This window comes from Streptomyces sp. 6N223 (assembly GCF_052246635.1).
Classification (GTDB): Bacteria; Actinomycetota; Actinomycetes; order Streptomycetales; family Streptomycetaceae; genus Streptomyces.
In genome coordinates this window covers 37,482-55,401 of the sequence record NZ_JBQQCA010000052.1, presented here as the reverse complement: position 1 = coordinate 55,401, position 17,920 = coordinate 37,482, and the positions used below count along the sequence as shown (strand labels likewise).

Genomic DNA, 17,920 nt, shown 5'->3' with positions numbered 1-17,920 from the left:
GGGGAGTGGGCATTCCGAGAACCTTCAGCAGGTTTATCTTATATGTGGTGATATTGACCTATGGGCCCGTGGTGCGTCACGGCGACGCGCGCGGGGGTATGCCGCCGCGAGGTTTCCTGTGTGAGGGCTGAGGGTGAGCGACGATGGCGCACCGTGGCGATGCCGTTGTGGCTACGCTCACCGTGGACCCGGGCGGCACCGTCACGGGCTGGAGCGACGGCGCCCGCCGCCTGTTCGGCCATCCGGCGCAGGAGGCCGTGGGCCGCGCCATCACCGAGCTGCTCGCCGCCGACGCCTCCGACGAGGCGTGGCGGGCCCTCGCCGGGGAAGTCGTGTGGGGTGGAGCCGTCACCCTCCGCCGCCGGGACGGCCGCCGCATCGTCAGCGGCCTGCGGGCGTACCCGGCGCTGGACGCCGAGGGCAGGCCCAGCGGGTTCCTCCTGGCCATCGCCTCGGAGCCGGCCATGTTCGGCGAGGGCGATCCCCACCGGGCCCAGGAGCGGCTCGCCCTGCTCAACGAGGCGGGCGCGCGCGTCGGCACCACCCTCGACGTGCTCCGCACCGCCGACGAGCTGGCCGAGCTCCTCGTGCCCCGGCTCGCCGACTTCGTCAGCGTGGACCTGCTCGACTCGGTCTTCCGCGGAGAGGAGCCGACCGCCGGCCGCATCGACGTCGGTGCCGGGGTCGTCCTGCGCCGGGTCGCGCACCGGTCCGCCGACGAGGAGATCGAGCCCGTCATCGACCGGGGCGAGGCCGAGACCTACCCGCCCGACTCACCGCTGGCCCGCTCCCTGGCCGCCGACCAGCCCCTGCTGAGCGGCCTTGACGATCCCGCCTTCCTCCGGTGGCTGGAGAGCAACGACGCCAGAAGCACCCTCGTCCGGCGCACCAACACCCACTCCTGTATGGCGGTGCCGCTGCGGGCCCGCGGGGCCACGCTCGGCGTGGCCGTCTTCTGGCGCTGGTCGCGGCCGGAGCCCTTCGAACACGACGACCTGGTCCTCGCCGAGGAGCTGGCCGGCCGCGCCGCCGTCGCCATCGACAACGCCCGCCGCTACACCCGCGAACGCACCACCGCGCTCACCCTCCAGCGCAGCCTCCTGCCCGCCACGCTCCCCCCGCAGGCGGCCGTCGAGGCCGCCTTCCGGTACCTGCCGGCCTGGTCCCAGGCGGGCGTGGGCGGCGACTGGTTCGACGTGGTCCCGCTCTCCGGCACCCGCGTCGCCATGGTCGTCGGCGACGTCGCCGGCCACGGCGTCCACGCCTCCGCCACCATGGCCAGCCTGCGCATGGCGGTGCGCACCCTCGCCGACGTCGACCTGCCGCCCGACGAGCTGCTGACCCACCTCGACGGCCTGGTCACGCACCTCGCCTCCGACCACGGCTACCCCGGCGACCCCGGGGAGGTCGAGCAGCGCGGCGGCGAGTTCCCCGCCACCTGCCTGTACGCCGTCTACGACCCCGTCTCCCGCCGCTGCACCCTCGCCAGCGCCGGCCACCTCGCGCCCAGCGTCCTCTACCCCGACGGCACCGTCACCACCGTCCGGCTCTCCCCGGGCCCGCCGCTCGGCGTCGGCGGCCTGCCCTTCGAGACCACCGAGCTGGAGCTGCCCGAGGGCAGCCTGCTCGTCCTCCACACCGACGGCCTGGTCGAGACCCGCGAGCACGACATCGACGCGGGCCTCGCCCGGCTGCGCCAGGTCCTCGCCTCGCCCGCGCCCTCGCTCGACGTCACCTGCGACACCCTGATCAAGGAGCTGCTGCCCGAAGACCCCGCCGACGACGTCGCGCTCCTCGTCGCCCGCACCCGCGCCCTCCACACCGACCAGGTCGCCACCTGGGGCGTGCCCGCCGACCCCGAGCTCGTCGCCGACGCCCGCGCGCAGGCCACCCGGCAGCTCGCGGCCTGGGGCCTGGAGGAGGCGTCGTTCATCACGGAGCTGGTCGTCAGCGAGCTCGTCACCAACGCCATCCGCTACGGCGCCACCCCCATCCAGCTCCGGCTGATCCGCGATCGCACCCTGATCTGCGAGGTCTCCGACGGCAGCAGCACGGCCCCGCACCTGCGCCGCGCCCGCACCTTCGACGAGGGCGGGCGGGGACTCCACCTCGTCTCCCAGCTCTCCCAGGGCTGGGGCACGCGCCAGACCACCAGCGGCAAGACCATCTGGGCCGAGCAGCCCCTGCCCACGGCCGACGGGCACGGCGCCGCGTGGGAGGTGCTGGGGTGAATGACCGGCTCAACGACCGGCTCAACGACCGGCCCAACGACCGGACGAACGCCGGGCCCGCCGCCGCCCGGACGCGCGCCCTCGGACTCGTCTTCCCGCCGGCCGATCACAGCTACACCGCCATGCAGCTCGACTTCATCGGCCGCGTCGCCGAGGCCGCCCAGGCGCACGACTACGACGTGCTGCTCACCACCGGCAAGGAGGTCGATGACCCCCCGTTCCAGCGGATCCTGACGGACCGCCGGGTCGACGGCCTGATCCTGATGGAGATCCGCCTGGAGGACGCCCGCGCCGAACACCTCACCGCGCTGGGCTTCCCCTTCGTGAGCATCGGGCGCCCGCGCCGGGAGGACTCCTGGTGGGTGGACATGGACTGGGCGGCCCTCGGCCGCGGCTGCGTGCGGCACCTCGCCGAGCTGGGCCACCGCAGGATCGCCTTCGTCAACCGCTCGGAGGCGTTCTTCCGCATCGGGTACGAGTCCGCCCACCGCGGGCTCGACGGCTACAACCAGGGCATGGCCGAGCTGGGCGCGGAAGGCAGGGCGTACTTCTGCGGCGACGACGACGCCGCGGGCCGGGCGTGCCTGGAGCGGATCCTGCGGGACGACCCGGGCACCACGGCGGTCGTGTCGATCAACGAGGCGGCCCTGGGCGGCATGTACCGGGCCCTCACGCGCGCCGGCCGCGTCGTGCCCCGCGACTTCTCGGTCGTCCACCTGGCGGCCGGGCCGTGGGCGGAGTCGGTGACCCCGCCGCTCACGGCGGCCGACTACCCCGTCGACGACATCTGCCGGATCGCCGTCCAGCTGATGATGGAACGCCTCCGGGCCCCCGACACCCCTCCCCGCCACGTGCTGCTGAAGCGCTTGATCACCCTGCGTTCCAGCACGGGCCCGGTCCGCCCGGTGCCGGGCGTTCACCCGTGACCACGGCCGGGTCCGCGCCGTGCCCCTGTCCCCGGACCCGCCCCGTCGGGCCCCTGGTTGACGTGTCCACGGCGTTACGGCTAGCGTCCCGGTGAAACGAGCGTATCGGGTCAGAGTCGAACGTATTCGACACCAAAACCGCTCAGACTTCGCCCACGACTCCGGCCCGGCCACCACCACGCGAGGGCAGCCCAGCCGACCGTGCCCCCCATCCGTCGCCACCGCCCGGTCACGCCCCCGGGGCGCGAGCTGTCCCGACCCCCACAGAAGGGACGACCGTGAAGAGCCGCATGCACAGACTCCTGACCGCCCTGGCGGCGGTCCTCCTGGGCCTGGCGGCCCTGCCCGCCACCGCCCTTGCCACCAACGCCGGCGACGGCGCCGGCGAGGCGGCGGCGGAGCGAGGCCGCCCGCAGGTGACCGCCGCGCAGGAGACGGTGGCCGCCATGCAGCCCGGCTGGAACCTGGGCAACAGCCTCGACGCCACCGGCTCCGACGAGACCTCCTGGGGCAACCCGAGGATCACCCCGGAGCTGATCAGCAACGTCGCGGCGCAGGGCTTCAAGAGCATCCGGATCCCGGTGACCTGGGGCCAGCACCAGGGCGGGGCCCCGAACTACGCGATCGAGGCGGCGTACCTCGACCGGGTCGAGGAAGTCGTGAACTACGCGCTGGACGAGGGGCTCTACGTCCTGATCAACATCCACCACGACTCCTGGCAGTGGGTCCACCAGATGCCCACCCAGCACGACACCGTGCTCGCCCGCTACTCCGCGATCTGGACCCAGCTCGCCGAGCGCTTCCGCGACGCGCCGCCCGAGCTGCTCTTCGAGAGCGTCAACGAGCCGCAGTTCGAGGGCAGTTCGGGCGCCGCCCAGGAAGCCGAGCTGATGGACGAGCTCAACACCACCTTCCACACCATCGTCCGCGACTCCGGCGGCAACAACGCCGACCGCGTGCTGGTGCTGCCCACCCTCCACACCTCCTCCGAGCAGGCCCTGGTGGACGAGCTGGCCGCCACCATCGCCGCCCTGGACGACCCCAACATCGCGGCCACCGTCCACTACTACGGCTTCTGGCCCTTCAGCGTGAACATCGCCGGCTACACCCAGTTCAACGAGGAGGTCCAGGCCGACATCACCAGCTCCTTCGACCGCGTTTACGACTCCTTCGTCTCCCAGGGCATCCCGGTCATCGTCGGCGAGTACGGGCTGCTCGGCTTCGACACCGACATCAACGCGATCGAGCACGGCGAGATGCTGAAGTTCTTCGAGTTCTTCGGCTCCTACGCCCGCGAGAAGCAGCTCACCACGATGTGGTGGGACAACGGCCAGCACCTCGACCGCACCGCGTTCGAGTGGCAGGACCCGAGCCTGTACCGGCAGATCCAGTCGAGCTGGACGACCGACTCGGCGACGGCCTCCAGCGACCAGATCTTCGTGCGCGCCGGCCAGGAGCCGGAGGACGCGACGCTGACGCTGAACCTCAACGGCAACAGCCTGACCTCGGTCGCCAACGGCTCCGAGGAGCTGGTGCGCGGCGAGGACTACACCGTCAGCGGCGACCAGCTCACCATCGCCGCCGCCACGCTGGGCCGCCTGACGGAGGGCCAGGGCCAGGGCGTCAACGCCGCGCTGACGCTCCAGTTCGACGGCGGCGTGCCGTGGGACGTGAACGTCATCACCTACGACACCCCGGTTCTGGAGGACGCCGACGGCACGGCCAGCGGCCTGACCATCCCGGCGGCGTTCAACGGCGACCAGCTGGCCACCATGGAGGCGGTCTACGCCGACGGCACCAACGCCGGCCCGCAGGACTGGACCCCGTACAAGGAGTACGCCTACACCTTCTCGCCCGACTACGAGGCGGGACAGATCACCCTGAAGCAGGAGTTCTTCGCCGAGACCAGGGCCAACTCCACCATCAACCTGACGTTCCACTTCTGGAGCGGCGAGACGGTGGCGTACACGCTGACCAGGTCCGGCAGCACCGTCACCGGCTCCGCCGGCTGACGCCCGAGCCACGGCAGCGGCCGTGTGCGGTGACCTCACCGCACACGGCCGCTCGCGCCGTCGCTGACCACCGACCGCCAGCCGCTGCGCCCGCTCGCCCAGGCCCCCGGGGGGAGCTCGCCGCCGCACTCGTCGTCCGCGGCAGCACCGCGCCGCCACCCGTCACCCGGCGGTCCGCAGGAAGCCGACGACGCGCTCGCCGACCTCCTCCGCCCGCTCCTGCTGGGTCCAGTGCCCGCAGCCCGGCAGCACGGCCACCTCTCGCAGGCCGGGCACGGCGGCGTACATCGGCTCCAGCGAGCCGAAGCGGTACGCCGAGTCCCGCTCGCCGGCCACGAACAGCACGGGCTGCTCCACCGGCAGCGTCTCCACCTCGGGCAGCTCGTGCCAGTCCGCGTCCAGCGCCCGGTAACGCCGGAGGGCGCCCGCGAAGCCCGTGCGCGCGAACTCGGCGGCGTAGACGGCGAACGCCCCCTCCGCCAGCCAGTCGCACCAGCCCGAGACGGGCCCCGGGTCGGGCAGCGGATCGAGAAGGCCCGAGCCCTCGGGGGTGCGCAGCAGCCACTCCTCCGCGAGCACGGCACTTCTATCCATAACCCCCTGGGGGTTATGGTGGGGGCATGCCTAAGATCAACGTGTATCTGCCCGACGAACTGGCCGAGGCGGTCAAGGCCGCCGGCGTGCCGGTCTCCGCCGTCTGCCAGCGCGCCCTGGAGAACGCCGTGCGGCGCGTCACCGCCATACGGGAGACCGTGCTGGGGGACGTCGACGCCGAAGAACCGAGCGGCGCGCTGGCCCACTTCACCCCAAAGGCCCGCGCCGTGCTGGCCCTCGCCATCGAGCGGGCCCGCGAGGACGGCGCCCCGCGCATGGCGACCGGGCACCTGCTGGCAGCCATGCTGCAGGAGGGCACCAACCTGGCCCTCCACGTGCTGCGCGCCATGGAGATCGAGCCCGGCGACGTGGCCCGCGACCTGGACCGCCAGTGGCCCGAACGCCGCGAGCCCGCCCCCGAGGACGCCGACCCCCGGCGGTTCGACGGGCCCGCCGCCGCCGCGCTGGAGCTGACCGTCACCGAGGCGACCTCCCTCGGGCACAACTACGTCGGCTGCGAGCACCTGTTGCTCGGCCTGGCCACCGAGCCCGACGGTGTCGCGGGCGGCGTCCTGCGCGGGCTGGGCGCCGAGCCCCGGCTCGTACGCCGCGCCGTCACGGCGGCGCTGGCGGGCTACGTCCACCTGCGGGCCCAGCAAGGCCAGCAGGCGGCGCCGCAGGGAGGCGAGGCGCTGGCGGCGATCGTCCGCCAGGAGATCGCGCCCCTCGGCGAGCGCATCGCGCGGCTGGAGGAGCACCTCGGCCTGACCCCCGGCCATGACTGACGGGGACTGGCGGCGGCTGCTCCTGCTGGCCGCCCTGGTCTTCCTGGCGACGGGGGTGCTGTGGTGAGGCGCGTGCTGATGCTGGCGACCGGCGACACCCTCGCCTACGTCCGCGACCCGGACCGGCCGCGCGTCGCCGCGGGCGCCGAGCTGCTGGCGACCGTTCCGGCTGACGCTCGCCCGGCGCGGGTGATGGTGGAGGTCGAGGACGTGCTGGCCGAGCCGAGCTGGGACATCTCGACCGCGACCATGCTCCGCCTGGGCCGCCGGGCCCGGTCCGCGCTGCTGGACGACGGGTTCGACGGGGTCGTCATCACCCACGGGCCCGACACGGTGGAGGAGACGGCGTTCCTCGTCGACCTGATGGCGGGTCAGGCGACGTGGCGCGGCGGCATCGTCCTCGCCACCGCCGTGCGCAGCCTCGGCGAGCTCTCCGCCGACGGCCCGCGTAACCTCGCCGCCTCCCTCACGGCCGCCGTCGACCCGGCGCTGCGGGGCGCGGGCGCCGTCGTCTGCGTCGACGACCGGCTGCACGCCGCCCGCTGGGTGACGTACGCCGACGCCACCGGCGTGGCGGGCTTCACCTCCGCGCCCCACGCGCCGGTGGGCCGGGTGGCGGGCGGGCGCGTCGAGACGGTCTCGGCGCCGCCCGCAAGGCCGCCGGAAGGGGTGGGGGAGTGGGCGGAGCCGGAGCCGAACGTCGCCCTGATCGCGACCCATCCCGACGTCGAGCCCGCCCTGCTGACCACGGTCGTGGACGCCGGGGCCCGGGGCGTCGTGCTCGCGGGCACCGGCCGGGGCAACATCCCCGTCGGCCTGCTCACGGCGGTCGCCGAGCTGACGGAGTGGGACATCCCCGTCGTCGTCGCCTCGCGCTGCCACACGAGCGCGGCGCCGCTGGAGGACGGCCCGCTCGACATCGGCCTCGCCGCCAAGGTGGGAGCGATCGGCGCCCGTGGCCTGGCCCTGCCGAAGGCGCGCCTGGCCCTGATGGCCGCGCTCGGCGCGGGCGGCGGAGTGGCCGCCGCCCGCGCCTGGTTCGCGAGCCTGTGACCGTGCCGGCCCGGCCCGGCCCTGCCCTCAGCCCGCCCCTTCCAGGATCGCGGTCACGCCCTGCCCGCCCGCCGCGCAGAGCGAGATCAGCCCGCGAGACCCCGTTTCCCGCTCGTGCAGCAGCTTGGCGAGGGTGGCGACGATGCGTCCACCCGAGGCGGCGAAGGGGTGGCCGGTGGCGAGCGAGGAGCCCGCGACGTTGAGCCGCGCGCGGTCCACCGCGCCCAGCGGCTTGTCCCGGCCCAAGCGCCGCTCGCAGAACGCCGGGTCCTCCCAGGCGGCCAGCGTCGCAAGCACCTGGGAGGCGAACGCCTCGTGGATCTCCAGCAGGTCGAGGTCGGCCAGCGTCAGCCCGGCGTCGTCCAGCAGCCTCGGCAGGGCGTAGGCGGGGGCCATCAGGAGGCCGTCCTCGCCGGGCTCCCCGTCGAGGAAGTCCACGGCGCCGGTGCGCGCGTGGGTGACGTACGCCAGCACCGGCAGGCCGCGGGCGGCGGCCCACTCCTCGCTGGCCAGCAGGACCAGCGCGGCGCCGTCCGTGAGGGGTGTGGAGTTGCCCGCCGTCATCGTCTCGCCGTAGACGGGGCGGAGGCGGGCCAGCCGCTCGGGGGTGCTGTCCGGCCGCAGGTTCTGGTCGCGGGCGAGGCTCCGGAAGGGCGTCACCAGGTCGTCGAAGAGGCCGCGTTCCCAGGCGGCGGCCAGCCGCCGGTGGCTGGCGGCGGCGTAGGCGTCCTGCTCGGCGCGCCCGATGCCCCAGGCGGCGGCGGTCAGCGCGGCGTGCTCGCCCATCGACAGGCCGGTGCGGGGCTCGGCGTTGCGCGGGACGTCCGGCGCCACGTGCCGGGGCCGCAGGCGGCCGAGCGCGCGCAGCCGCCCGCCGAGGGAGCGCGCCCGGCGGGCCGCGAGGATGACGCGGCGCAGCTCGTCGTTGAGCCCGAGCGGGGCGTCGCTGGTGGTGTCGACGCCGCCCGCGATGCCGCTGTCGATCTGGCCCAGGGCGATCTTGTTGGCGAGGAGGATGACGGCCTCCAGGCCGGTGCCGCACGCCTGCTGGACGTCGAACGCCGGGGTGCGGCTGTCGAGTTCGCTGCCGAGGACGGTCTCGCGGGCCAGGTTGAAGTCGCGGCTGTGCTTGAGGACCGCCCCGGCGGCGAACTCCCCGATCGTCTCGCCGCGCAGCCCGAACCGGTCCACGAGACCGGCCAGCGTGGCGGCGAGCATCTCCTGGTTGGACGCGGTGGCGTACGGGCCGTCCGCGCGTGCGAAGGGGATGCGGTTGCCGCCGACGATCGCCACCCTTCTCGCTCCCCGTCCCAGTCCCACTCTCACCCTTCTCACTCCTCCCGCCGTGATTTAACTTCTCGGTAGACTTACTCCTTGGTAAGGAGGAATGCAATGGCCGACCGGTAACCTCGCGTCACGAGTACGCTGCGGGCATGACCATGACCAGCGCGCACGAGGTGGTCGCGGCCTACTGGGCCGCGGCGGAGGCCAGGGACTGGGACGCGTTCGGCGCGCTGCTCGCCGACGACGTGGTCTACCGCGGACCGCAGACCAGGGAGCAGGTGCGTGGCCGGGACGCCTACATCCGCTTCAACGTGGAGGGCTTCCCCTACGACTGGCACGTCGCGGTGCGGCGGATCGTCGGCGAGGGCCGGCATGCCGCGAGCTGGATCGACTTCACCGGGCCGGAGGGAACGCAGCCGGGCCTGTGCTTCTTCGAGCTCGGGGACGACGGCCGGATCACCCGCATCACCGACTTCTGGCCCGATCCCTACGAGCTGCCGGCCAGCCGCGCCCACCTGGTTGAACGCTACTGATGCCGCTCCTGGCCCGCCGGGGCCCAGGCCTCGCCCGCCAGCACGTTCCGCATCCCCACCCACACCATGTTCATCAGCCGCGTCGTGACCCGCTCCGGCGACTCCCCGGGGTGCCGCTCCATCCAGTCCGTCAGCGAGTCGGCCGCCCCGACCAGGGCGTGCGCCACGAAGTCGGCGTCCTCCGCGCCCAGCCGGGTGGCGGCCCGCGCGCGGCCCTCGGAGATGCCGTCGCCGATCAGCCCCGTGACCTCCGCCATGACCGAGCGCCGCGCCGCGACCAGCTCCGCCGCTATCCGCTCGCTCTGCTCGGGGGCCTGCCGGTGCAGCACCACCCAGCTGTCCCGGTGCTCCGCGACGAAGCCGAAGAACGCCGTGAGCCCCGCCGACAGCCGCTCCTCCGGCGCGCCCCCGGCCCGCGCCGCCTCGCGGAAGGCCGCCACCAGGCGCTGCGACTCGCGCTGGATGCAGGCGACGAACAAGCCTTCCTTCGAGCCGAGGTAGAGGTACACCATCGGCTTGGAGATCCCGGCCAGGTCCGCGATCTCGTCGACGACGGCGGCGCGGTAGCCGCGCTTGGAGAAGACCGGCAGCGCCGCGTCGATGATCTCCTGCTCGCGCACGCTGCGGGGCAGGCGGCGCCTCGGCCGGTCGGGGTGGTCGGAGGGGTCGGAGGGGTCGGTGTGATCGGTGTGATCGGTGTTCTCGGGCACCTTGTCAGGCTACTCACGCGGCACCTAATCTCACTCCCCGGTAAGTCTACTTTCCGGTAAGAAGCATGGGACGGGAGCGGGATGGACGACCTGGGCGGCCTGGACGGCCTCGACTTCGCGCGCGTGACACCGGCCGAGTTCGCCGCGCTCGTCAGGAAGCTCTCCGCCAGGGAGATGGCCGAGCTGATGCGCGGCGAGCTGCGCGCCCGCGTCCTGGCGGAGATCTTCGGCCGGATGGAACACGTCTTCCGCCCCGAGGCCGCCGGCTCCCTCGCCGCCCTCATCCGCTGGGAGGTCACCGGAGACGCCGACGAGCCCACCGAGGTCTGGGAGACGACGATCGCCGACGGCGCCTGCACCGTGCGGCGCGGCCCCTCGGACGCCACGCCGCGCACCACCTTCACCCTGGCCGACACGGAGTTCCTGAAGCTCGTCTCCGGCAACGCCAGCCCGGTCGTGATGTTCATGACCCGCAAGGTGAGGATCGGCGGCGACATCGGCCTGGCGAGCGGCCTCACCCGGATCTTCGACATCCCGAAGGCGTGAGGAGCAGGCGTGAGGAGGAGGGCAACGACATGACCGGTTTCTCCCTCGACCTGACCGAGGAACAGCGCGACCTGCGGGACTGGGTGCACGGCTTCGCCGCCGACGTCGTACGCCCGGCCGCCGCCGAGTGGGACGAGCGCGAGGAGACCCCCTGGCCCGTCATCCGGGAGGCGGCCAAGATCGGCCTGTACGGCTTCGAGTCGCTGGCCGAGATGTTCGGCGACCCCACCGGGCTGTCGCTCCAGATCGCCAACGAGGAGCTGTTCTGGGGCGACGCCGGCATCGGCATGGCCCTGTTCGGCACCTCGCTCGCCGTCGCCGGGATCTTCGCCGCCGGCACGCCCGACCAGCTCGCGGAGTGGGTGCCGCAGTGCTTCGGGGACGCCGGCGACCCGAAGGTGGCGGCGTTCTGCGTCTCCGAGCCCGAGGCCGGCTCCGACGTCTCCGCGCTGCGCACCCGCGCCCGGTACGACGAGGCCCGCGACGAGTGGGTGCTGCGCGGCCAGAAGGCGTGGATCACCAACGGCGGCATCGCGAACGTCCACGTCGTCGTCGCCTCCGTCGACCCCGAGCTCGGCGCCCGCGGCCAGGCGGCGTTCGTGGTCCCGCCCGGCACCCCGGGCCTGGCCGGCAACCGCAAGATCAAGAAGCTCGGGCTGCGCGCCTCGCACACCGCCGACGTCTTCCTCGACGACGTGCGGGTGCCCGGCCACTGCCTCCTCGGCGGCAGGGAGAAGCTCGACGCCCGGCTGGCCACGGCTCGCGAGATGGCCCGGGCGAAGGCCGCCGTGGGCGCGCGGACCAGGGGGCAGGCGGCGATGGCGACGTTCGAGGTCTCCCGCCCCACCGTCGGCGCCCAGGCCCTGGGCATCGCGCGCGCCGCCTACGAGTACGCGCTCGACTACGCGGGGCAGCGCGTGGCGTTCGGCCGCCCGATCATCGACAACCAGGCGGTGGCGTTCGCCCTGGCCGACATGCGCACCGAGATCGACGCGGTGCGGCTGCTGATCTGGCGCGCGGCCTGGATGGGCCGCAACGAGCGTCCCTTCACGGCGGGCGAGGGCTCCATGGCCAAGCTCCGCGCGGGCGAACTCGCGGTGAGCGCCACGGAGAAGGCCGTCCAGATCCTGGGCGGGGCGGGCTACAGCCGGGAGCACCCGGTGGAGCGCATGTACCGGGACGCCAAGATCTACACGATCTTCGAGGGCACCAGCGAGATCCAGCGCCTGGTCATCGCCCGCGCCATCGCCGGCCGCCACATTCCGTGATAAAGCCCCGATCCCGGCGGCCGCGGCCGGCGGCCGGCGACCGGCGGCGAAAGAGGCTCTGGGACGCGGCGCGGGCGTTTGGTAGGTTCATCAGAGTTACCCGTGACACTCAGGTTTGTTGGGGTGAAATGAACACCGCGTTGGCGCTCGGCGGGCCGAGCCGATGGCGCTGAGCCCTGCGCGCCTGTTCGTCGTGGCGCTCGCCATCCTGGCGCTGACGCTCGGCGGGCGCGCCGTGGCAGCGGAAACGCCACACACGGCCGCGCCCTGTGACCACTGTGTCCAGGACGGACGCCAGCACTGCACCGTTCCGAAGAACGAGGCCGTGCGCGACACCTCGCCCCACAAGGAGCACCGCCACGCGCCGGGCTGCGGGCAGCCGCACGCCCCCGCCTGGTGGGCGGCACAGCCCGCCGACACCTCCCGCCTCACCGGCGAGCCCCCCGGCGCGCCGGATCTTCACGAGCTGCAACGCCTGCGGGTGTAGGGGCCCCGGAAAGCGAAGCGAGTCAAGCGAGCGAAGCAAGCGATGCAGGCGAAGAAGACCAGGGAAGCGAAGGAGAGGCCATGAGTTCTCGAGCGAAGGCCAAGGACGAGGCCCGCCGAGCGCGCGTCGCGGAGATGCGGCGCGCCGAGCTGGCGCGCAAGCGCCGAATACAGATCATCAGCGTCGTCAGCGTCACCGTGCTCGTCGTGGCGGTGATCGTCGGGGCCGTGGCCCTGACCGCGGGCTCCAACGACGACGACTCCGGCGGCGGGGGCGGCGGGGAGCAGGCCCAGGCCGGCGACATACGCGGCGAGAAGGTCTGGGAGGACCTGGGCCGGACTCACGTGAGCGGGGACGTGGAATACCCGCAGAGCCCGCCCGTCGGGGGCGACCACCACCAGATCTGGGCCGACTGCGACGGGACGGTCCACGACGAGGAGCTCGTCGAGGAGGAGGCCGTGCACTCTCTGGAGCACGGCGCGGTGTGGGTCACCTACACCGACCAGGTCGGCGACAAGGACGTCCAGGAGCTGACCGACCGGGTCTCCTCGACCCCGTACTCGATGATGAGCCCCTACCAGGACCAGACCTCGCCGATCACGCTGACCGCCTGGGGCCACCAGCTCGGCGTTGACAGCGCCTCGGACCCGCGGGTCAAGGAGTTCTTCAAGACCTACGTGCAGGGCGAGCAGACCCCCGAGGTGGGCGCGGCCTGCACGGTGCCGCAGTGACCGGCGCGCGGCTGGCCCGGGGGTGGTGGGCGGCCGCGGCCGCCCTCGGGCTGGTCGCGCTCGCGCTGCTGGGGACGCGCGCCCTGGCGGACGGCGACGACGACGGGGGTGACGGCGGTGAGCCGGCGGTGCCCGCCGCCGACTCGGCGGACGTCGGCTTCTCCCGGGACATGGCCGTCCACCACCAGCAGGCGGTGGAGATGTCCTTCATCGTCCGCGACCGCACCGACGACCGCGAGGTGCGCAACCTGGCGTACGACATCATCAACACCCAGGCGAACCAGCGCGGCATGCTGCTCGGGCTGCTGACCTCCTGGGAGATGCCGCTGTCCTCCTCGGAGCCGCCCATGACGTGGATGGACCACGACATGGCGGACATGGGCTTCGAGCCGCACGACGGGGCTCTCATGCCGGGCATGGCCACGGACGCCCAGATCGAGGAGCTGCGCGAGGCGGAGGGCCGGGAGGCCGAGGTGCTCTACCTGCGGCTGATGACCGAGCACCACCGCGCCGGCGTGGACATGGCCGAGGGCGCCGTCGCGTCGGCGGAGGACTCCGTCGTCGTCCGGCTCGCGGAGGGCATGGTCGAGGGCCAGGAGTCCGAGATCCAGCTCATGGCCGACCTGCTCGACGAGCGCGGCGCGGGCGCCTCCGGCGGCGGGCCGTCGCAGGAGAACGAGCACCGGCACTGATGCGCGCGAGGCGCGCGGAACGCGGCGGCTTGGCGGGTCCGATGCCCTCGGCGTCGGACCCGCCGGCCATGCGCGGCGCCCTCGGCGTCGCGGCGCCGCCGGTCTGTGCGGGCCGTGCCCTGTGCCGCCCGCTGGTGTGCCCGCCTCCGCCCTCCGCCCTTGGCCGAGACTGCCCACGCCAGCGGGGTGCGGACCCGCGCCGGGACTGCGAGCTGCCCGACGGCGCGGCCGGGTCGACCGCTCAGGCCGCCTCCGCGACCGCCAGGTCACGGGCGGCTCGGCGGTGTCCGCTTCGGTCAGTGGCAGCCGCCGCCGCAGCAGCTCGCCGCCGGGGGCTCGGGCTCCTCGGCCGCGGCCAGCTCGTACCCCGCCTCGGTGACGGCCGCGGCCACCGCGGACCGCTCCAGCGGGGCCTGGCTCGCGACGGTCACCAGGCCGCTGGCGAGGTCGACCTGGACGTTCGCGACGCCGGGGAGCTTGCCGACCTCCTCGGTGACCGAGCTGACGCAGTGGCCGCAGGTCATGCCGGTGACGGTGTAAGTGGAGAGGGAGGTGGAGGTGGAGGTGCTCATGGTGGTGTCTCCGTTTCTGGCGAGGCGGGCGGCGTGGCGGTGCGCCGAGGCGCAGCTGACCCCAAAACTAAATACCCCTAGGGGGTATAAGTCAAGCAGCGATTCTCCGAGCGCGGTTCTCCACTGCCCGGCGGGCTCGGTCTACAGGCGCAGGATGACCAGGGCGATGTCGTCGGTGGCCCCGCCCTGCGGGATCAGGTCGGCCAGCAGGGCGTCGGCGAGGGTCTCGGGATCCGCGCCCAGGTGGCGGGCGAGGGAGTCGGCGAGCCGGGCCAGGCCCGCGTCGATGTCCTCGCGGCGGCGTTCGATCAGCCCGTCGGTGTAGAGCACGAGGGTCGCGCCCTCGGCGAACACGGTCCCGGCCTCGGGCCGGGGCACGTGCTCGGGGCGGGCGCCCAGCGGCGGGTCCGTGGCCTGGTCGAGGAAGACCACCGCGCCGTCCGGGCGCTGCAGGGCGGGGGGCAGGTGGCCGGCGCTGCTGTAGCTGAGCCGCCGGGCGTCCCAGTCGATGAAGACCTTCACCGCCGTGGCCGACTCCGCGCCCTCGACCGAGCGGGCGTACAGGCCGAGCACGTCGAGCGCCCGCGCCGGGCCGTCGGCGACGCGGGCGGCGGCGCTCAGCGCGCTGCGGAGCTGGCCCATGACCCCGGCGGCGGCCAGGCCGTGGCCGACGACGTCCCCGACGGCCACCGCCACGCGGTCGCCGGGCAGCTCGATCATGTCGTACCAGTCGCCGCACACGTTCAACGCCCCGACCGCCGGGCGGTAGCGCACCGCCACGCGGTGGCGGCCCACCGGCCTGAGGGCGGGCAGCATCGACTCCTGCAGGGTGAGCGCGACCTCCCGTTCGCGGGTGTGGGCGCGCCGCAGCCGCTCGTTGACCTCCTGCAGCTCCCGGGCGCGGCCGTACAGCTCGGCCTCCAGCACCGTGGCCCGGTCACCGTAGCGCCGGCCGTGGGCCCGGATCAGCTCCGTGACCTCCTCCGCCCGGTGCAGCACCAGCGCCACCTGCCCGTCCGGCCCGAAGACGGGCATGTTGACCAGGCTCCAGTACCGCTCCTCCCACTCGCCCGGCCGGTCGGGATGCTCCAGGTCGTAGCGCAGCAACGCCGTGGCGTCGCGCTCCCCCGTGGTGGCCACCCGCCGCAGCGAGCGGTACACGTCGCCCCTGGCGCTCGCGGCGGGGTCGTCGGGGTTCTCGGGGAAGGCGTCGAACACGTAGCGTCCGATCAGCTGGTCGCGGGTACGCCCCACCAGCTCGAGATACGCGTCGTTGGCGTCGACGTACACCAGCTCCGTGGTGAACAGCGCCAGCCCGCCCGGCACGGCGCGGAAGACCGCCTCGAAGTCGATCCCGGGGATCCCGGAGATCTCGGAAGTCCGGGAAGTCTTCATGATCGCCACCCACCCGCCCGCGACGCCGCGTCGAGGATGCTCGCCACTCCCACAGTAGGCACACCCATCACAAGAAGCAGGTCAGGAGCGCGGCGGTCCCGGCGGCGCGCAGGTCCCCGCGCCGCGCAGGTCCCCGCGCCGCGTAGGCTCGGTCGCCATGGACAACGCCGGTGATCCCCGGGCGCGGCCGCGCGAGCGGCTCGTGGCGTTGGGGGAGGAGCTGATCGACATCCACGAGGGGCTGCGCGGCGAACTGGCCCGGCTGCGCGAGGACCTCGGGGCTGGCCGGCCGCGGCGGCTCAAGGCACACTGCCTGGCGTTCTGCTCGGCGCTGACCGCGCACCACACGGGCGAGGACGGCGGAGCGTTCCCCGCGCTGGCCAGGGAGTTCCCCGAGTTGCGCCCCACCCTCGACAAGCTGGTGGAGGACCACGAGCTGATCAGCGTGATCCAGGACCGGCTGGAGCGGCTGCTGGACGGCGTCGCGGAGGAGCCGGACGCCGCCGAGGCCGCGCGGGTGCGGGGGGAGCTGGACGGGCTGGCCGCCATCCTGGAGTCGCACTTCGCCTTCGAGGAACGCCGGATCGTCGCGGCCCTCGACGCCCTCCCGCCCGAGGCGGGCACCGCCGCGAGCCTGCTCGGCGTCCCGGCCCGTCACGGCCGGGCCCGGCCCGGCCCGCTCACGCGCGACTGACGGGCGGCCCGAGCACGCGGTCGAGGTAGGCGTTGACGAAGACGCCCTCCGAGTCCCACGTGCCATGTCGCAGGTCTCAGATCTCAGGCCACGAGGCCGTTGACGTAGCGCTCGATGTTGCTGTACCCGCTGGCGTCCGTGTCGGCGGCGTCGGCGGCGTCGTCGGGGTTGAGGCCCTCGGCGGTCTCCCAGTCGTCCGGCATGCCGTCGCCGTCCGCGTCGGCCGGCGGGGTGCCGCCCTCCAGGCTGCCGAAGCCGCCGATGCTCTCCGGGTCGGTGATGATGGCGCCGGTCTGGTTGATCACGTCGTTCACCAGGCGGGTGTCGATGGCGTCGCGCGAGAGCGAGGCGCCCGCGCCCGCCACCACCGTGTCGTACGCCTCCTGGGCGGTCTGGACGGTCACCGGCGGGAAGTCGAAGGGCTCGTCCATGATGGTGGCCGGCCCGAGGTCCTCGTCGGTCGTCTCCCGGCCGTCGACCTGCCCGTTCACGTCGCCGTCGAAGTAGTTCCCCGCGGCGTAGATCTGGTAGTTCGCGTTGGCGCGGGTGAACGGGTCGCCGGTGGTCGAGGGCCCTGCGATGAAGTAGTTCCCCTCCGCGTTGGCGTTGGATATGCCCGCCGAGTCGCCGAGGATGTAGCCGTCCGAACCCCAGTTGTAGATCACGCTGTTGACGAACTGCAGACGGCCCTTGGACTTGGGGTTGCGAGTCTTGTTGTGGATATACAGGTTGTGGCTCAGCGTCACGCCGTCGCTCTGCACCAGGCCGCCGCAGGAGTGCGGGTCCAGGCCCTCGGAGATGATCGAGTGCTGCACGGTGACGTTCGTGCTGTTGTTGATCGAGAAGTTCTCGTCGCGGCCCCAGGACGCCGACACGTGGTCGAAGACGATGTTGCTGGCGCCGTCCATCGTCACGGCGTCGCGGTTCTGGTCGGGCGTCAGGCCGTGGCGGAACCGCATGTAGCGGACGATGACGTTGGACGAGTCCGAGAAGGAGACCTGATATCCCCGGGTGGCCACGCCCTCGCCCGGTGCGGTCTGTCCGGCGATGGTGATGTCGCTGGCGACGTGCAGCGGCTCAGCGAGTTCGATATAGCCGCCGACGTCGAAGACGACGATGCGCGGGCCCTCGCTCACCGCGTCCCGGAAGGAGCCCGGGCCGGAGTCGTCGAGATTGGTGACGTGGTATATCTCCCCGCCCCGGCCGCCGGTGGCCTGCGCCCCGAACCCCTCGGCCCCGGGGAACGCCACCGGAGCCTGGGCCGTGCCGTTGCCGCCCGGGGCCGGCGAGCCCTCCGCCGCCGTGATCGGCAGCAGCGCGCCCGACACGGCGACGGCCGCGACCACCCCCAAGGCGTTTCCGGCGTTGCTCCACCCGCGTGACACGCCCGTCACTCCCTTCCGACGA

General features: G+C 73.4%; 18 protein-coding genes. 12 read left to right on the top strand and 6 right to left on the bottom strand.

Annotated elements, in window-relative coordinates:
* The first annotated feature begins 143 nt into the window (after nt 1-143).
* The 3 genes from ACTWQH_RS26015 to ACTWQH_RS26005 all read left to right on the top strand — a co-directional run bounded on the left by ACTWQH_RS26015 (nt 144) and on the right by ACTWQH_RS26005 (nt 5,169).
* Nucleotides 144-2,231, top strand: coding sequence for a SpoIIE family protein phosphatase (locus ACTWQH_RS26015; protein ID WP_443289178.1), 2,088 nt, complete (start codon nt 144-146; stop codon nt 2,229-2,231).
* Nucleotides 2,228-3,157 carry a LacI family DNA-binding transcriptional regulator gene (locus ACTWQH_RS26010; protein ID WP_443289177.1) on the top strand — a complete coding sequence of 310 codons (930 nt, stop codon included), beginning with the start codon at nt 2,228-2,230 and terminating at the stop codon, nt 3,155-3,157. The genes ACTWQH_RS26015 and ACTWQH_RS26010 overlap by 4 nt, the downstream gene beginning before the upstream one ends.
* Nucleotides 3,158-3,447: 290 nt before the next feature.
* Nucleotides 3,448-5,169 carry a cellulase family glycosylhydrolase gene (locus ACTWQH_RS26005; RefSeq protein WP_443289176.1) on the top strand — a complete coding sequence of 574 codons (1,722 nt, stop codon included), beginning with the start codon at nt 3,448-3,450 and terminating at the stop codon, nt 5,167-5,169.
* A gap of 162 nt (nt 5,170-5,331) precedes the next feature.
* Here the strand turns inward: ACTWQH_RS26005 and ACTWQH_RS26000 are convergent, their stop codons facing one another.
* Nucleotides 5,332-5,748 (bottom strand): alpha/beta fold hydrolase, encoded by a 417-nt coding sequence (locus tag ACTWQH_RS26000; RefSeq protein ID WP_443289175.1) that lies wholly within the window; start codon nt 5,746-5,748, stop codon nt 5,332-5,334.
* A 41-nt stretch (nt 5,749-5,789) separates the two neighbouring features.
* On the opposite strand from ACTWQH_RS26000, the gene ACTWQH_RS25995 reads away from it, so the two are divergent.
* Both ACTWQH_RS25995 and ACTWQH_RS25990 read left to right on the top strand, forming a co-directional pair.
* On the top strand, nt 5,790-6,548 hold the full coding sequence (locus tag ACTWQH_RS25995) for a Clp protease N-terminal domain-containing protein (RefSeq protein ID WP_443289174.1): 759 nt from the start codon (nt 5,790-5,792) through the stop codon (nt 6,546-6,548).
* A 63-nt stretch (nt 6,549-6,611) separates the two neighbouring features.
* On the top strand, nt 6,612-7,601 hold the full coding sequence (locus tag ACTWQH_RS25990) for an asparaginase (protein ID WP_443289173.1): 990 nt from the start codon (nt 6,612-6,614) through the stop codon (nt 7,599-7,601).
* A gap of 27 nt (nt 7,602-7,628) precedes the next feature.
* On the opposite strand, the gene ACTWQH_RS25985 is transcribed toward ACTWQH_RS25990, so the two are convergent.
* A complete protein-coding gene (locus ACTWQH_RS25985) occupies nt 7,629-8,927 on the bottom strand; it encodes an acetyl-CoA C-acetyltransferase (protein ID WP_443289172.1) in 1,299 nt (432 codons plus the stop codon).
* 113 nt (nt 8,928-9,040) lie between these two features.
* Between ACTWQH_RS25985 and ACTWQH_RS25980 the strand changes: the two genes are divergently transcribed.
* Complete coding sequence (locus ACTWQH_RS25980; protein WP_443289181.1) at nt 9,041-9,418, top strand: nuclear transport factor 2 family protein; 378 nt, start codon at nt 9,041-9,043, stop codon at nt 9,416-9,418.
* Here the strand turns inward: ACTWQH_RS25980 and ACTWQH_RS25975 are convergent.
* Nucleotides 9,412-10,128 carry a TetR/AcrR family transcriptional regulator gene (locus tag ACTWQH_RS25975; RefSeq protein WP_443289171.1) on the bottom strand — a complete coding sequence of 239 codons (717 nt, stop codon included), beginning with the start codon at nt 10,126-10,128 and terminating at the stop codon, nt 9,412-9,414. The genes ACTWQH_RS25980 and ACTWQH_RS25975 overlap by 7 nt on opposite strands.
* Before the next feature lie 81 nt (nt 10,129-10,209).
* On the opposite strand from ACTWQH_RS25975, the gene ACTWQH_RS25970 reads away from it, so the two are divergent.
* The 5 genes from ACTWQH_RS25970 to ACTWQH_RS25950 all read left to right on the top strand — a co-directional run bounded on the left by ACTWQH_RS25970 (nt 10,210) and on the right by ACTWQH_RS25950 (nt 13,852).
* The gene (locus ACTWQH_RS25970) at nt 10,210-10,674 is read left to right on the top strand and encodes an SCP2 sterol-binding domain-containing protein (protein ID WP_443289170.1); all 465 of its coding nucleotides are present in this window, start codon (nt 10,210-10,212) and stop codon (nt 10,672-10,674) included.
* A 29-nt stretch (nt 10,675-10,703) separates the two neighbouring features.
* Nucleotides 10,704-11,942 (top strand): acyl-CoA dehydrogenase family protein, encoded by a 1,239-nt coding sequence (locus ACTWQH_RS25965; RefSeq protein WP_443289169.1) that lies wholly within the window; start codon nt 10,704-10,706, stop codon nt 11,940-11,942.
* Nucleotides 11,943-12,105: 163 nt separating this feature from the next.
* A complete protein-coding gene (locus ACTWQH_RS25960) occupies nt 12,106-12,429 on the top strand; it encodes a hypothetical protein (protein WP_443289168.1) in 324 nt (107 codons plus the stop codon).
* Between the two features lie 80 nt (nt 12,430-12,509).
* Nucleotides 12,510-13,160 carry a DUF3105 domain-containing protein gene (locus tag ACTWQH_RS25955; protein ID WP_443289167.1) on the top strand — a complete coding sequence of 217 codons (651 nt, stop codon included), beginning with the start codon at nt 12,510-12,512 and terminating at the stop codon, nt 13,158-13,160.
* Complete coding sequence (locus tag ACTWQH_RS25950; protein ID WP_443289166.1) at nt 13,157-13,852, top strand: DUF305 domain-containing protein; 696 nt, start codon at nt 13,157-13,159, stop codon at nt 13,850-13,852. The genes ACTWQH_RS25955 and ACTWQH_RS25950 overlap by 4 nt, the downstream gene beginning before the upstream one ends.
* Nucleotides 13,853-14,148: 296 nt before the next feature.
* Here the strand turns inward: ACTWQH_RS25950 and ACTWQH_RS25945 are convergent, their stop codons facing one another.
* The gene (locus ACTWQH_RS25945) at nt 14,149-14,424 is read right to left on the bottom strand and encodes a heavy-metal-associated domain-containing protein (protein ID WP_443289165.1); all 276 of its coding nucleotides are present in this window, start codon (nt 14,422-14,424) and stop codon (nt 14,149-14,151) included.
* A gap of 141 nt (nt 14,425-14,565) precedes the next feature.
* Nucleotides 14,566-15,819 carry a PP2C family protein-serine/threonine phosphatase gene (locus ACTWQH_RS25940; protein ID WP_443289164.1) on the bottom strand — a complete coding sequence of 418 codons (1,254 nt, stop codon included), beginning with the start codon at nt 15,817-15,819 and terminating at the stop codon, nt 14,566-14,568.
* Nucleotides 15,820-15,976: 157 nt separating this feature from the next.
* On the opposite strand from ACTWQH_RS25940, the gene ACTWQH_RS25935 reads away from it, so the two are divergent.
* Nucleotides 15,977-16,513 carry a hemerythrin domain-containing protein gene (locus ACTWQH_RS25935; RefSeq protein WP_443289163.1) on the top strand — a complete coding sequence of 179 codons (537 nt, stop codon included), beginning with the start codon at nt 15,977-15,979 and terminating at the stop codon, nt 16,511-16,513.
* Between the two features lie 83 nt (nt 16,514-16,596).
* Here the strand turns inward: ACTWQH_RS25935 and ACTWQH_RS25930 are convergent, their stop codons facing one another.
* Complete coding sequence (locus tag ACTWQH_RS25930; protein ID WP_443289162.1) at nt 16,597-17,898, bottom strand: pectate lyase family protein; 1,302 nt, start codon at nt 17,896-17,898, stop codon at nt 16,597-16,599.
* Nucleotides 17,899-17,920: the final 22 nt, after the last annotated feature.